Source organism: Streptomyces atratus (assembly GCF_014648655.1).
GTDB classification, from domain to species: Bacteria; Actinomycetota; Actinomycetes; order Streptomycetales; family Streptomycetaceae; genus Streptomyces; species Streptomyces atratus.
In genome coordinates this window covers 397,076-412,127 of the sequence record NZ_BMRN01000005.1, presented here as the reverse complement: position 1 = coordinate 412,127, position 15,052 = coordinate 397,076, and the positions used below count along the sequence as shown (strand labels likewise).

The 15,052-nt window shown below is 70.9% G+C and carries 13 protein-coding genes; 12 read left to right on the top strand and 1 reads right to left on the bottom strand.

What is annotated here, in order from left to right:
- Positions 1-143 precede the first annotated feature (143 nt).
- From ald to IEZ15_RS11920, 11 genes are all read left to right on the top strand, one after another.
- Positions 144-1,259: an alanine dehydrogenase gene (ald, locus tag IEZ15_RS11970; protein WP_189276470.1), complete on the top strand. Its 1,116-nt coding sequence runs from the start codon at positions 144-146 to the stop codon at positions 1,257-1,259.
- Positions 1,260-1,628: 369 nt separating this feature from the next.
- Complete coding sequence (locus IEZ15_RS11965) at positions 1,629-2,747, top strand: ParA family protein (RefSeq protein WP_093893768.1); 1,119 nt, start codon at positions 1,629-1,631, stop codon at positions 2,745-2,747.
- On the top strand, positions 2,744-3,373 hold the full coding sequence (locus IEZ15_RS11960; protein ID WP_189276468.1) for a hypothetical protein: 630 nt from the start codon (positions 2,744-2,746) through the stop codon (positions 3,371-3,373). Before IEZ15_RS11965 ends, IEZ15_RS11960 begins: the two co-directional genes overlap by 4 nt.
- A 109-nt stretch (positions 3,374-3,482) precedes the next feature.
- Entirely contained in the window at positions 3,483-4,595 is a 1,113-nt protein-coding gene (locus IEZ15_RS11955) for a segregation and condensation protein A (RefSeq protein WP_189276403.1), read from the top strand.
- Positions 4,592-5,239: an SMC-Scp complex subunit ScpB gene (gene scpB / locus IEZ15_RS11950; RefSeq protein ID WP_093893771.1), complete on the top strand. Its 648-nt coding sequence runs from the start codon at positions 4,592-4,594 to the stop codon at positions 5,237-5,239. Before IEZ15_RS11955 ends, scpB begins: the two co-directional genes overlap by 4 nt.
- Positions 5,239-6,345 carry a pseudouridine synthase gene (locus IEZ15_RS11945; RefSeq protein WP_114243777.1) on the top strand — a complete coding sequence of 369 codons (1,107 nt, stop codon included), beginning with the start codon at positions 5,239-5,241 and terminating at the stop codon, positions 6,343-6,345. The genes scpB and IEZ15_RS11945 overlap by 1 nt, the downstream gene beginning before the upstream one ends.
- A 127-nt stretch (positions 6,346-6,472) precedes the next feature.
- The gene (gene pnuC / locus IEZ15_RS11940) at positions 6,473-7,174 is read left to right on the top strand and encodes a nicotinamide riboside transporter PnuC (protein WP_189276402.1); all 702 of its coding nucleotides are present in this window, start codon (positions 6,473-6,475) and stop codon (positions 7,172-7,174) included.
- Positions 7,175-7,200: 26 nt separating this feature from the next.
- Entirely contained in the window at positions 7,201-8,280 is a 1,080-nt protein-coding gene (locus IEZ15_RS11935; RefSeq protein ID WP_189276401.1) for an AAA family ATPase, read from the top strand.
- Complete coding sequence (locus IEZ15_RS11930) at positions 8,277-9,011, top strand: NUDIX hydrolase (protein ID WP_114243774.1); 735 nt, start codon at positions 8,277-8,279, stop codon at positions 9,009-9,011. Before IEZ15_RS11935 ends, IEZ15_RS11930 begins: the two co-directional genes overlap by 4 nt.
- Complete coding sequence (locus IEZ15_RS11925; protein ID WP_114243773.1) at positions 9,008-10,030, top strand: ADP-ribosylglycohydrolase family protein; 1,023 nt, start codon at positions 9,008-9,010, stop codon at positions 10,028-10,030. Before IEZ15_RS11930 ends, IEZ15_RS11925 begins: the two co-directional genes overlap by 4 nt.
- A 3-nt stretch (positions 10,031-10,033) precedes the next feature.
- Positions 10,034-10,846, top strand: coding sequence for a nucleotidyltransferase domain-containing protein (locus IEZ15_RS11920; protein ID WP_189276399.1), 813 nt, complete (start codon positions 10,034-10,036; stop codon positions 10,844-10,846).
- A 46-nt stretch (positions 10,847-10,892) separates the two neighbouring features.
- Here the strand turns inward: IEZ15_RS11920 and IEZ15_RS11915 are convergent, their stop codons facing one another.
- Positions 10,893-11,597, bottom strand: coding sequence for a nucleotidyltransferase domain-containing protein (locus tag IEZ15_RS11915; RefSeq protein WP_189276397.1), 705 nt, complete (start codon positions 11,595-11,597; stop codon positions 10,893-10,895).
- Positions 11,598-11,709: 112 nt separating this feature from the next.
- Between IEZ15_RS11915 and IEZ15_RS11910 the strand changes: the two genes are divergently transcribed.
- Positions 11,710-15,039, top strand: a complete 3,330-nt coding sequence (locus IEZ15_RS11910; protein ID WP_189276395.1) for a hypothetical protein — start codon at positions 11,710-11,712, stop codon at positions 15,037-15,039.
- Positions 15,040-15,052 lie beyond the last annotated feature (13 nt).

Below are 15,052 nucleotides of genomic sequence, written 5' to 3'. Positions count from 1 at the left end.
TGCTTTGTAAGGCTAGACAGCACGAATCCCTTCATTAGACTGGCTTTGCCGCGTGTGTTCGCGGTGTCTCCATTTACGCTGTGTCTATCCGGGTATGTATACCTATGTCCGGGTAACCCTCTGAGCCAAGGACCGTGATCGACGTGAAGGTCGGCATCCCCCGCGAAGTCAAGAACAACGAGTTCCGCGTGGCGATCACGCCCGCCGGTGTGAACGAACTCGTACGCCACGGCCACCAGGTCGTCGTCGAGGAGAACGCCGGGGCCGGCTCCTCCATCACGGATGAGGAGTACGTCGCCGCAGGGGCGCAGATCCTCCCCACCGCCGACGAGGTCTGGGCCACCGCCGACCTGCTGCTCAAGGTCAAGGAGCCGGTTGCCGAGGAGTACCACCGCCTCCGCAAGGACCAGACGCTCTTCACCTACCTGCACCTCGCCGCCTCCCGCGAGTGCACGGACGCGCTGCTGGAGTCCGGCACCACCGCGATCGCGTACGAGACCGTGGAGACCGCGAGCCGCGCGCTGCCGCTGCTCGCCCCGATGTCCGAGGTCGCGGGCCGGCTGGCCCCGCAGGTCGGCGCCTACCACCTGATGCGCTCGGTCGGCGGCCGCGGCGTGCTGCCGGGCGGCGTCCCGGGCACGGCGCCCGCCGAGGCCGTCGTCATCGGCGGCGGTGTCTCCGGCTGGAACGCCACGCAGATCGCGGTCGGTCTCGGTTTCCACGTCACGCTGCTCGACCGGGACATCAACAAGCTGCGCGAGGCCGACAAGGTCTTCGGCACCAAGGTGAAGACCGTCGTCTCCAACGCCTTCGAGCTGGAGAAGGCCGTCATCGACGCCGACCTCGTCGTGGGCGCCGTGCTGATCCCCGGCGCGAAGGCCCCGAAGCTGGTCACCAACGAGCTCGTCGCCAAGATGAAGCCCGGAAGTGTACTTGTCGACATTGCGATCGATCAGGGTGGCTGCTTCGAGGACTCGCACCCGACGACGCACGCCGAGCCGACCTTCATGGTCCACAACTCGGTCTTCTACTGCGTCGCCAACATGCCGGGCGCCGTGCCCAACACCTCCACGTACGCGCTCACCAACGCCACGCTGCCGTACATCCTGGAGCTCGCCAACCGCGGCTGGGTCGAGGCACTGCGCCGCGATGCCGCGCTCGCCAAGGGCCTCAACACCCATGACGGGCAGGTCGTTTACCGCGAGGTGGCCGAGGCCCACGGCCTGGAGCACGTCGAGCTGAGCTCGCTTCTCGGCTGACGAGTCAACATCTCCCGTCAACCTCATGCGTCCGGCCGGACCTTGCTCAGCAAGGCCCGGCCGGACGCATGCCGGGCCCCTGTGAGGCCCTCGTTCAACTCGTCTCGAACGTAACCCTTCAACCGATTCGTGTACCCGCTGAAAGAGCGCCCGGTGGCTGCGTGCCCTTGACAGGGAGGTGTTCGATTGCCGACACATCGGGCCGGGTCCGGCGGATTGTGTTGCTGCGGAGCGGTGACACGCCATAGAGTCGCCAATCGTCGGCATGGTGCCACGCTGACCTATCGATAAAGTTTCCTGGTCACGTCCAAGGAGGTAAGACGACTTGTGAATGAGTCGACATTTACTCCCGGGGGTGTTCAACCAGGGATGCCTGCACGGGGCCAGAGCCCGAACGGGCTGGAGGCTGTCGGCTCCGTCGCTGTCCGCACCTTCGCCACCCACCAGCACATGACGACAGCCCCCCAGATGATGGACGGCCTAAACGTGAACGCCATGGCCGGCAACGAGAGTGGCCGAGAGACCGCCCACTTCGCCGACTTCGACGAGGTGCCCCAGGGGCACTTCTACGACCCCGACGCCGAGTACGAGCCCGATCCGGAGTACGCGGCCACCCTCGCGCCCGACGCTGCCCGCCAGCGCCGCGAGCGGATCGGTCCGACCGGTCGGCCCCTGCCCTACTTCCCGATCCCGGGCCCGCTGACCGATCACGGTCCCGCGAAGATCATCGCGATGTGCAACCAGAAGGGCGGCGTCGGCAAGACCACGTCGACCATCAACCTGGGTGCCGCACTCGCGGAGTACGGGCGCCGCGTCCTGCTCGTCGACTTCGACCCACAGGGAGCCCTGTCGGTCGGGCTCGGCGTCAACCCGATGGAGCTCGACCTCACGGTCTACAACCTGCTCATGGAGCGGGGCATGTCGGCCGACGAGGTCCTGCTGAAGACCGCGGTCCCGAACATGGACCTGCTGCCCAGCAACATCGACCTGTCGGCTGCCGAGGTGCAGCTGGTGAGCGAGGTGGCCCGGGAGTCCACGCTGCAGCGCGCCCTGAAGCCGCTGATGGCCGACTACGACTACATCGTGATCGACTGTCAGCCCTCGCTGGGGCTGCTCACCGTGAACGCCCTGACGGCGGCCCACAAGGTGATAGTGCCGCTCGAGTGCGAATTCTTCGCGCTGCGAGGTGTGGCGTTGCTCACCGAGACCATCGAGAAGGTCCAGGAGCGGCTCAACCCGGATCTGGAGCTCGACGGCATCCTCGCCACCATGTACGACTCCCGTACGGTGCACAGCCGCGAAGTCCTCGCGCGCGTCGTCGAGGCCTTCGACGATCACGTCTACCACACGGTCATCGGGCGCACGGTGCGCTTCCCGGAGACCACGGTCGCCGGTGAGCCCATCACCACGTACGCCTCCAACTCGGTCGGTGCCGCCGCCTATCGCCAGCTCGCCAGGGAGGTGCTCGCCCGGTGTCACGCCGAGTGAGTCTGCCCGGGGCCGACGAACTGTTCCGTACCACCGGGGGGATGGGGCTGCAGGCCTCGTCCCCCGCGGACCGGCGGCGCAAGGCGAACGGCGAGGTCCGGGTGCCCGGTCCGGCCGGGGAGAGCGATCCCGCGGCCGACGGATCCGGGGCGGGCGCGGCGGAGGCCGCAGCCGGCACCGCGGCCCCTTCGCGGGAGGAACACTCCGCGGCCGACGCCGACGCGGGGGGATCGCGCAGCCGCGGCGGAGACGATGACCGGGGCGCGGTGGCAGGGCAGTCGGGGCGCAGACCTCAGCAGTCCGCGCCGTCCACGCAGTCGCCGGCGCAGCCGTCCGCGCAGGAGGCGGTTCCCGCCCCTGCCGTTCAGCAGCAGCGCAGGCGCGGAGGCGGGCGCGGGGCGAACAGGCGGCCCAGCGGCCGGGAGCGTCACGACGAGAAGATCACCGTCTATGTCTCGGCCGAGGAACTGATGGACCTCGAACACGCCCGTCTCGTGCTCCGCGGGGAGCACGGGCTCGCGGTCGACCGCGGGCGGATCGTCCGCGAGGCGGTCGCGGTGGTTCTCGCGGACCTGGAGTCGCGGGGCGACGCGAGCATCCTCGTACGGCGGCTGCGCGGCCGTTGACCGGCGGGGCGCCGGTAGCCTGCCCGGAGTGCCGCCGCCGGCCGGGTGTCCGGCCTGCCCCGTAGGGGGCCACTGCCCGCCGCCCGTATCCCGCCGCCCCTGGACCTTCATGCCGACGACCGACGAGCCCGCCCGGACCCCTCGCCGCCCCCTGGGACGCGGCCCGGGCGGTCGGCCTGCGCCGGGGCCGGCGGCGGACGGGGGCATCGGCGGTGAATCCGTCACCTCGCCTCTTCCCGAGGCCGCGGAAGCGTCCCCGGAACCGTCGGTGGCCGATGCGACAGCGTCCGCCGGAACCGCCGTCCCCGAGGTTGCCGTAACGCCCCCCGAGCCCGCCGTACCGACAACACCCGGCTCACCTCCCGAGTCCGTCGTACCGGCAGGAACCGCCGGCTCGCCCCCCGAGCCCGCCGACGACGGGCGGTTCACTGTTCGGCTGGCGAACTTCGAGGGACCGTTCGATCTGCTTCTGCAGCTCATCTCCAAGCACAAGCTGGATGTGACCGAAGTCGCACTGTCCAGGGTCACCGACGAGTTCATGGCGCACATCCGCGCCATGGGGCCGGACTGGGATCTGGACCAGACCACCGAGTTCCTCGTCGTCGCCGCGACCCTGCTCGATCTGAAGGCCGCCCGGCTGCTGCCCGCCGCCGAGGTGGAGGACGAGGCGGATCTGGCGCTGCTCGAAGCGCGGGACCTGCTCTTCGCCCGGCTGCTCCAGTACCGCGCGTACAAACGCATCGCGGAGATCTTCAGCGACCGGCTGGAGTCGGAGGGGCGGCGCTTTCCGCGGACCGTGGGGCTGGAGCCGCACCATGCCGAGCTGCTGCCCGAGGTCGTCATCAGCATCGGGGCCGAGGGGTTCGCCAAGCTGGCCGTGAAGGCGATGCAGCCCAAGCCCAAGCCGCAGGTGTACGTCGACCACATCCACGCACCGCTGGTCAGCGTGCGGGAACAGGCCGAGATCGTGGTGGCGCGGCTGCGGGAGGCGGGGGAGATCAGTTTCCGGTTACTCACCGAGGACGCCCAGGACACCCTCACCGTCGTCGCCAGGTTCCTCGCGCTGCTGGAGCTGTACCGGGAGAAGGCCGTCGCGCTCGACCAGGACGAGGCGCTGGGAGAACTCCTGGTGCGCTGGGCCGGGGGAGAGGGCGCCGAGCCCGTCGTGACGGACGAGTTCGACATCGAGGTGCAGGACGTCTTTGAGGATGTGAAGGCATGAGTCAGCAGGACACCACCGGCTCCACCGTCGCGGATCTTGATCTCAAGCCCGCGCTGGAAGCCGTCCTCATGGTCGTCGACGAGCCCGCCACCGAGGAGCACCTCGCCAAGGTGCTGGAGCGGCCCCGCAGAGCCGTCGCCGACGCGCTGCGGGAGCTGGCCGACGAGTACACCGTGCAGCGTCGCGGTTTCGATCTGAGACTGGTCGCGGGCGGCTGGCGCTTCTATACCCGCCCGGAGTACGCGGCGGCCGTCGAGGGCTTCGTCCTGGACGGCCAGCAGGCCCGTCTCACGCAGGCGGCCCTGGAGACCCTGGCGGTGGTCGCGTACCGCCAGCCGGTCAGCCGGTCGAGGGTCTCCGCGGTCCGCGGTGTGAACTGTGACGGGGTCATGCGGACCCTGCTGCAGAGGGGTCTCGTCGAGGAAGCGGGCGCGGAACCCGAAACAGGTGCGATCCTGTACAGGACGACGAACTACTTTCTGGAGCGGATGGGCCTGCGTGGCCTGGATGAGCTCCCGGAGCTCGCGCCCTTCCTTCCCGAGGCGGACGCGATCGAGGCTGAGACGCTAGAGGGTGTGCCGTCGTTCGATCCGGACGCACCGGACACCCCGGATACTCACGCAGACGACAAGACGGAATTTTGATGCGAAGCAGTGGCAGGAACAGCGGAAGCGGCAGCGGCAAGAGCGGCGGCAACCGGAATCCCCGGGGTGCCGGCGCCGGGCGCGACGGCAAGCAGGAGCAGCGTCCCCGCCGGCCCCGGCCCGAGGAGCGTCGCTACGACGTGGGCTCCACCGGGGAGAAGAGCGGCGAAGGACCCCGCAAGGGCCGTGGCGCGGCGGCCCGCGGCGGCGCCAAGGGCGGCCCGAAGCCCGCGCAGGCCGGCGGCGGCAGGAGCGGCGGCCCGCGTCGCCAGGGCGCCCCGTCCCGTCCGCGTGAGCTCGACGCCAAGATCGAGCAGCGCAACCGGGACAGGTACGCGGGCAAGCCCGACATCAGCACGCCCAAGACCCACCCGGGCGCCGAGCAGGAGGGCGAGCGGCTGCAGAAGGTCCTCGCCCGGGCAGGTATGGGCTCGCGCCGTGCGTGCGAGGAGCTGATCGAGCAGTCGCGTGTCGAGGTCAACGGCGAGATCGTCGTCGAGCAGGGCATGCGCGTCGATGTGCACAAGGACGAGATCAAGGTCGACGGTCTGACCGTGGCCGCCCAGTCGTACCTCTTCTTCGCGCTGAACAAGCCCGCCGGTGTCGTCTCCTCCATGGAGGACCCGGACGGCCGCCAGTGCCTCGGCGACTACGTCACCAACCGTGAGACGCGGCTCTTCCACGTCGGCCGGCTGGACACCGAGACCGAGGGCATCATCATGCTCACCAACCACGGCGAGCTGGCCCACCGGCTGACCCACCCCAAGTACGGGGTGAAGAAGACCTACCTGGCCGCCATCCAGGGACCGCTCCCGCGCGACCTGGGCAAGCGGCTGAAGGACGGCATCCAGCTGGAGGACGGGTACGCCCGCGCCGACCACTTCCGGGTCGTCGAGAACACCGGCAAGAACTACCTGGTCGAGGTGACCCTCCACGAGGGCCGCAAGCACATCGTCCGCCGGATGCTGGCCGAGGCCGGCTTCCCGGTCGAGCGACTCGTACGGACGTCCTTCGGGCCGATCCCGCTGGGCGACCAGAAGTCCGGCTGGCTGCGCCGCCTCACCAACACCGAGGTGGGCATGCTGATGCGCGAGGTCGGTCTGTAACCCGGCTCCGTCCGCTCAAAGGCCCGCGGCCGGTTCCTGCTTTCGATTTTCGAACAGGAATCGGCCGCGGGCCTTTTGCTGCGACCGTTCCGCCTTTATAGTCAGAGTGACTATTAAGGAGGCGGGAGTGAGTCTCGCGGATTTCCTCGATCCCCTGCAGCAACCTCTGGTGACGGTCCTTGACACCCCGGTCAGCTGGACCGAGGTGCTCGGCTTCGGCAGCGGAGCGCTGTGCGTCTGGCTCGTGGCCCGCCAGCACCTCGCCAACTGGCCGATCGGCATCGCCAACAACATCTTCTTCATCCTGCTGTTCGCCCAGTCCGGTCTGTACGCCGACGCCGGCCTCCAGATCGTCTTCATCGCCCTTGCCGCGTACGGCTGGTGGACCTGGACCCACGGGGGTGGACCGGGGACACCGGACCTGCCGGTGCGGCGCACCACGCGCACCGAATGGGCCTGGCTGCTCGCGGCAGGGGTGGTGGGGGCCTTCGCCCTCACCGTCCTGCTCGACCACGCCACCGACTCGACCGTGCCCTTCTGGGACGCCCTGACGACCGCGCTGTCCCTGACGGCGACGTACGGGCAGTGCAGGAAGCTCGTCGAGTCGTGGTGGCTCTGGATCGCCGCCGATGTGGTGTACATCCCGCTGTACGCGCACAAGGAGCTCTATCTGACCTCCCTGCTGTACGTCGGATTCCTGACGCTGTGCCTGATCGGCCTGCGCAACTGGCAGCGCGATCTCGCCGTGCAGCAACGGCAGCCCGTGGAGGTGGCGGCGGCACCCGGGTGCGAGGCCGGCGTGGGCCGGGGGCGTGGGGGGTCGCTGTGAGTGGTCGGTTTCCACGGGGCAGCGGCGTGAAGCGCTTCGCGCACGGGCTCGTCCTCGGCAAGTTCTACCCGCCGCACGCCGGCCACCACCACCTCGTCCGCACCGCGCAGGACCGCTGCGAGCGGCTGACCGTCCTGGTCTGCGCCGCTTCCGTCGAGTCCGTACCGCTCGCCGACCGGGTGGCCTGGATGCGGGAGGTGCACCCGGACGTACGGGTCGTGGGCGCCGTCGACGACATCCGCATGGATCTCAACGACCCGGTGATCTGGGACGCGCACATGGCCGTCTTCACCGGGGCCGTGCCCGAGCCGGTGGACGCCGTCTTCACCTCGGAGTCGTACGGGGACGAACTGGCCCGCCGGTTCGGTGCCGAGTCCGTCTGCGTCGACCCCGACCGCACGGTCTTCCCGGTCTCCGGCACCGCCGTCCGCAAGGACCCGGTCGGCTGCTGGGACTTCCTCGAACCGCCCGTACGGGCCGCGCTCACGCGCCGGATCGTCGTCCTCGGCGCCGAGTCCACCGGCACCACCACGATGGCTCGCGCCCTCGCCGACCACTACCGGCGGCGCGGCGGCGTCTGGGCGCAGACCCGTTACGTCGCCGAGTACGGACGGGAGTTCAGCGAAGAGAAGCTCGCCACGCTGCGCACCCGGTGGCCCGGGGCCCAGTGGGAGGACGTCGTATTCACCACCGACGACTTCCCGCAGATCGCCGAGGTGCAGAACGCCAAGGAGGAGGCGGCCGCGCGCACCGGGTCGCCGGTGCTCTTCTGCGACACCGACTCCTTCGCGACCACCGTCTGGCACGAGCGCTACATCGGCGGCCGAAACCCGCTCGTCGAGGAGACCGCCGACCGGGTCGCCCACCATCTGTGGCTGCTCACCGACCACGAGGGCGTCGCCTTCGAGGACGACGGGCTGCGCGACGGCGAGGAGCTGCGGCCCTGGATGACCGACCGCTTCCGGTCCGAACTGACCCGTACCGGAAGGGAGTTCATCGAGCTCACCGGAACCCACCAGGAACGCGTGGCCACCGCGGTCGCCGCCGTCGACACCCTGCTCGCCGCCGGCTGGAACTTCGCCGCACCCCTTCCGGAGCACCGATGAGCGCCGGTGTCCCCGCAGGCTACGACCCGTACGCCTTCGAACCCTTCGCGGTCACGGTCGACCTCGCCGTCTTCACGGTCCGTGGCACCCGGCTGCATGTCCTGCTCGTCGAAAGGGGCGAGGACCCGTACAAGGGCCACTGGGCGCTGCCCGGCGGCTTCGTCCTGCCCCGCGAGTCCGCCGAGGACGCCGCCCGCCGGGAGCTCGCCGAGGAGACCGGGCTGACCGAGGGCACCGTCTCGGCCCTCCACCTGGAACAGCTGCGCACCTACAGCGATCCGGACCGCGACCCGAGGATGCGGGTCGTCTCCGTCGCTTACGCCGCACTCGTACCCGACCTGCCCGAACCGCGCGGCGGCGGCGACGCGGCCAGCGCCCGGTGGTGGGACGCAGGAGCCCCCGGATCCCTCGCCTTCGACCACGACCGCATCCTCGCCGACGCACACGACCGGATCGGCGCCAAACTCGAATACAGCTGTCTGGCCACCGCCTTCTGTCCGCCCGAATTCACCCTGGGGGAACTCCAGCAGGTGTACGAGACGGTCTGGGGCGTCGAGCTGGACCGGCCCAACTTCCGGCGCAAGGTCCTCACCACGCCCGGCTTCGTCCAGGCGGTGGAGGGATCGCCGCGCCGCACCGGCGGACGGGGGAAACCGGCCGCGCTCTACCGGGCGGGTGCCGCTACCGCCCTGCACCCTCCACTCCTGAGACCGGAAGGAAGAACCACGTGATCGTGACCAGGACCATCACCAAACAGGCCGCCACCGGCGCACTGACCGGGCTCGCGCTCGGCGATGCACTGGGCTTCCCGACCGAGTTCAACAACGTGCCGTCGATCCTCGCCAAGTGCGGGCCGTGGCGTCAGATGCGACTGCCGAAGCCGGCGATCGTCACCGACGACACCCAGATGACGCTGGCCCTGGGGCGGGGCATCCGTACTGCCATGGACCGCGGGTTGCTCACCCCGCTGCGGCTGGTCCGCCCGGTGCGCGAGGAGTTCGTCGACTGGTACCACTCGCCCGACAACAACCGCGCCCCCGGCCGCACCTGCATGACCGCCTGCCGGCTGCTCGACAGCGACCGGCTCTGGCAGGAGGCCAGCCAGACCGGCTCCAAGGGATGCGGCGCCAATATGCGGGTCGCGCCGGTCGGGCTCGTGCCGGGGCTCAGCGAAGAACAGCGCTCCGGCGCCGCCCAGTTGCAGGCCGCGCTCACCCACGGCCACCCCACCGCCCTCGCCGCGTCCGACCTGATGGCCCGCGCGGTGTACCTGCTGGCGCAGGGTGCGGAGCCGATGGGCCTGATCGGGCAGCTGCGCAGTTACGCGTACGAGAACAGCAGCCGCTACCTCACGCGCTGGCTCGGCGACCTCTGGCGGTACGCGGGCGACTCCTCGCCGGAGCTGTACATCCAGCGCGGCTGGGACGAGTGCCTCACCGCCCTGGCCCGCGTCCAGGACGCCCTGCGCGACCCGTCCCCGGAGACCGACCCCTGCGAGACCACTGGCGACGGCTGGATCGCCGAGGAGGCCCTCGCCACGGCCCTGCACTGCTTCCTGCTCTTCCCCGAAGAACCCGTCACCGCGCTGCGCCGGGCCGCCTGCACCCGGGGCGACTCGGACTCCCTCGGCTGCCTGACCGGCGCGCTCGCCGGGGCGCACCTGGGGGCGGCGGCCTGGCCCAAGGAGTGGTCGGAACGGATCGAGTACCGGAGCGATCTGCTGTCGTTGGGGGCGCTCTGGGACGCTTGATCCATGAGTGCGGAAACGACGTACCTGAGGGAGGCCGGGCTGCCGGTCACGGACTTCGGCCCGGTGCTCGCCGAAGAGCGCGACCCGCTGGTGTTCGCCACGGTCTCCGGGGCGCATCTGTACGGGTTCCCGTCCCGGGACTCGGATGTGGACCTTCGGGGGGTCCATCTCCTGCCCGCGGACGAACTCCTCGGGCTGCGCAAGCCCGAGGAGACGCGCTCGCGGATGTGGGACAGGGGCGGGGTCGAGATGGACCTGGTCACCCATGATCTGCGGAAGTTCGTCCAGCTGATGCTGAAACCGAACGGCTACGTACTGGAACAGTTGCTGTCTCCGCTCGTTGCGCACACGAGTGAGTTGCACGCGGAACTGGTGGATCTGGCGCCCGATGTGCTCACCCGCAATCACGCGCACCACTACCGGGGGTTCGCAAACACCCAGTGGCGGCTCTTCGAGAAGACGGGCGAACTGAAGCCGCTGCTGTACACGTTCCGGGCGCTGCTCACCGGTGTCCACCTGATGCGCAGCGGTGAGGTGCGGGCGCATCTGCCGACGCTCCTCGCGGAGGTGGCCGCTCCGGCGTATCTGCCCGAGCTGATCGCCGCCAAGGCCGAGGCCGAGCACAAGGGAGCGGAGGCTGCGGACGACTCAGTGGTGTCTGGGGACGTCGAGATGCTGCACGGGGTGCTTGACGAGGCGCAGGCGGAATCCAGGCTTCCCGAGGTGGCCGGTGGGTTCGACCAGCTGCACGATCTTGTGGTGCGTGCGCGTTTGACGGGGTGGGCGTCGTTGTCCTCAATCGCCGGACGGGCTTGAACGTCCGCTCGTCCGCGGGATGCGCCCACCGGCGGGGGCGGGCCGTTCACCCCTGGTCGGGCCGCAGCGCGGATGCCCGGCGGGTACGGATCAGAAATTCCTCCACGCGGGCCCGGTCCGGCTGTGGGGGGAGCGGGGAGCACTCGGCCGCCACGTCGTTCTCCTCGGCCAGGCGGGTCATGCGGCGTTCGACCTCCGGCCAGGGCACCTCGCCGCGCTTCACCGCCAGCAGCTCCTCCCGGGCCGGCCCCACCTCGATCACGAGCTCGCCCGTGCGCAGCAGATCCCTGCAACTGGTCAGCAGCCGCAGCAGATGCATGGCGTGCTTCCAGCGCGGCGCCCCGTACTGCCGTACGTCCGCCTCCAGCTTCCTGCGCTGGCCCAACGCGTACCGGACGAAGGTCTGATGGGCCAGCCGGGACAGAAACGCCCCGCGCAGGGAGAGGAGTTCACGGCCCACGGCGTCGACGCGTTCCACCAGCGGCGAGTGCAGGCACTCCAGCACATTGGGGTTGGCGCGCAGGGCCAGCTCGCAGAAGCGTTCCAGCTCCCAGGAGAACTGCTCCTGCGCCGGGCCCTCGACATGCGTCGGTGGCTTGTCGAACCGCCAGAACAGCGCGGTCGGCGCGAGGAAGACGCCGCGCCGGTCGGTGTCGCTGCCGTCCGTGGCGAGCCCGAAGGCGCGTGAGCCCATCACGCAGGAGTAGACCGTGTGGTCGCGTACGAGAGCCTCGGGGGCAGGGGTGATCATGCCGGCGAGGTTACGTGGACGAAAACGTGTTGCACCGGAAGATCCCCGGTGTCACGATCACCACCATGACGACAATGGGAAAGGCTCGCCGCGCCGCCCTCCGGTGAGCGCGATGACGACACCTCCGTACCCCAGAGAAGAAGTAACCGCTCTGTACACCAGGTTCGAACGCCTGCCGTACCCGGCCCGTATGCGGGCCGTCGCCGAACACACCCGCTCCCTGGACGACACCGCCTACCGCGCCGCACACACGGCCCTGGACGGCGGGAACCCCGATGAACGCCGGCTGGCGCTGTTCCTGGCCGTCGTCCGCCGTGACCTCGACGCCGTCTCCCGAGCACTCGACGATCCGCTGCTCAGACCGCGCGCCCTGGCCGCCGCGATCAGGCTTCCGGTCGACGAACAGGCCCTGGAAAAACTGGCGTTGGGTGATCTGAGGAACGTACGCCATCACACGTACCGGATCCTCCGGCTGTCCCGCCGGACCGCGCTCGCCGACCGGCTGCTCCCACAGGTCCACGAACGACACGGCGACGAGGACGCGGCCCGGCTGCTCCCCGCCTGTACGCCCGAGGCGGCCGAGCAGTGGCTGCCGAGGCTGGTCCAGGTGCCGCACGGGGTTCTGCACGCCCTCGCCCGTACCGCACCGGCCGCACTCGCCGCCCATCTCGCCGACCGGTTGCCCGCGGGGAGCGCCGACCGGTCCGAACACAGGGGCCTGCGCGGACGCAGCCGATACCTCGTGAACCGCCTCACCGCCCGCGATCCGGCAGCCGGACTGCTGCTGCTCGACCGGGCCCCTCATCTGGTCACCGGCACAGCGACGGCCACACTGCTGCGCGCCCCCGCCGCTGTACTGGCCTCGGTGCGGCGTACCGGCACCGAACGCCTGCCCCTGGCTCCGGAACCCTTGCCGCGGCGGGTGCTGAGCGCCCTCGCGGCCTGCACGCAGGAGGACGTCGCCCTGCTCACGGGTGTCCTGCGCGTCGAATCCCCGAGGGAGCCAAGGTCCTTCAGGACGCACCCGGCGCCGGAGCCGCTGCTCACCCTGCTGCCACCGGCCCGGCGGCGGCGAGTGGTCGAATCACGGTCGGCCGACGGGCTCACCGACTGGCGGGGCGAACTCGGCGGCGTAGCCTCCCTCGCCCCTGCCGACCGGGCAGAGATCGCCACCCGCTGGCTGAACGGACGGGCCGGGCGCCGGACATACCCGCGCAGCCTCATCGCGGCACTGCTCCCGCTGCCCGAGGGTGAGCCGCGCCTGCGGGAACTCGCCTGCGCGCACCGCCCGTTCGAACGGGCCGCCGCCTGGCCCGCGCTGCTGGAATGCGCGGCACTGCACGGCGATCCGGAGGAGTACGCACGCGTCCTCACGTCCTGCGAACGGGCCTGGCACGACCAGGAGGAGGTGCGCCGAGCGACCCTGGCCGCAGCCGGCACCGTCCCGGATTCCTTGCTGGACGCGGCACCGTACGCGGCTCTGCGGGACGCCGCGATGACCACGGTGCAGTCCCGCGACTCGACCCGGGCCTCGCTCGTGGCCGCCGAGTCCTGGCTGCGGCGCACGGCGGTGAGCGCCGCCCGCCGCGGGGACCTGGACCGGGCCGCCGAGGTCGTCGGGCTGTTGATCCAGGTCCTTGCCGACCCGCGCGGCTCCGGAACAGTGCGGCCGTTGCCGCTCGGCAGGGAAGCGGCCGTCGGGGTGTGGGAGCTCGGCAGCCCGTGGTCCGCGGGACGGCTCGTGCTGTTCGGCGCCCTGTTCGTACGTCATCTCCCGCACATTCCCGCCCTGGACGAGGCGATCGGCCGGGCGGCAGCGCTGGGCCTGTCGGACGGAAGACAGGCCCAGCGGGCGGCCGAACTGTGGCTGGCCGATCCGGTCACCCGGGAGCAACGCTGCGCCGAACTCCTGGCCGCCGACCCCCTGTCGGTCGTCGTGCCGGTCGTCTGGCGCACGATCGCCCGTCGCCGTACCGATCTGCTCGACACGGTCCTGGGCTCCGGACTGCCGCCGCACTGGGCGCCACGGATGCGACGAAGCGTCCTCGGGCGCTGGCTGCCGCGTCAGCGCGCCGCACTCGACGCGCAGCTGTCGCGCATCGCCGCCGACGAAGAGGTGCCGCTGCTGGAACGGACCGACGCCACTGCCCTGCTGGGGGAGACGGGCAGCCTGCGTCTGCTGGCCGGGACGGCACCGCAGCCCGTTGCCGCGGCTGCCCTCACCGCGCTGGGGGAGCGCGCTGCCGACAGCGGCGGAGTGCCGGCCCATCCCGAGACCCTGGACCTCCTGCTCGGACACGCCGGGACCGGCGGGGTACGGGGGCGGGCCGCGATGACCGGTGTCCGGGCCATGCTCGACACGGTGCCGGACGACGAGGCCATTGCGCGGTTCAGCCGGGTCGTCATGGATGTCACCGGGTCCGTCGGCAGCCGGAAGGCTGCCGTGCGCGGGCTGTCCGCGCTGTCCGCGCTGTCCTCGCCGACGGCCTTCGCGGCCGTGCTGGCCGGATGGGACGCACCCGGTCAGCATCGTGACGTCCACGCCACGATGGTCGAGGTGCTCGTGACCCGCATGGACGTCGCCGCTGTCGCGGAGCGGTTCACGGCGCAACTGCACCATGCGGCGGTACGTGAACGGGTGATGGCGGCGCGGCCCGACCGGCCGTCGGCCGCCGATGCCCTGCGCCGGTTCCTCGCATGCACGGTGGCGACGGGGGAGGAGGCGTCCGCGACGGCTGCCGTCCACGCGCTCCGCGGCACGCAGGTCACCGCCCCTGTCGGAGAAGTCGTCGCCGTCGCGGTGACCGACAGCGGCCGTCCGCGCGGGGTCCGCGACGAGGCGGCGCGTCTGCTGTGCGAGTGGGCGACCACCGAGGAGGGGCGGTCAGGGCTGAAGGGCGCGCTCGATGCGGTGGTGAGCCAGGTCCGTTCCGTGGACGAGGGGGAGCGGCGGGACGCGCTGCTGGTCCTCGACTCGCTGAAGCGGGGGTACGGGCAGCGCCCGGTCGCCGCCCTGGATGCCGTTACCGAGGCTCTCCGGGCGGCGGGGCTTGTCCATGCGGCGTCCGGGGTGGCGCTGTCGGCGGCCCTGTTGTCACTGACGGATTCGGACGAGTGGACGGTCGGTCGGTGGGACCGGTGGCTGGCCCTCGCGGGGGAGCGGCCGGGCGCGCTCGACGCCATCCGGTACGAGTGGCGGGGGCCGCGGCCGGTGCTGCCGATCGCGGCGATCGGCACGGTGGTGGCCGCACTGCGGGCGCGGGGGTCTGCCGTTGCGGGGCTGGCCGCGGTGGAGCTGGTGGTGCGTGCGGGCGACAACACCCGGTGGGCGGATCCCTGGCCGGACCAGCTGACCGCGCTGCGGGACAGCGAACATCCCGATGTCGCGGAGGCAGCGCTTCTGGCAGATGTCCGCCGGGTCGGTCCGGCGACCGCTGTGTGACGGCAAAACCGCC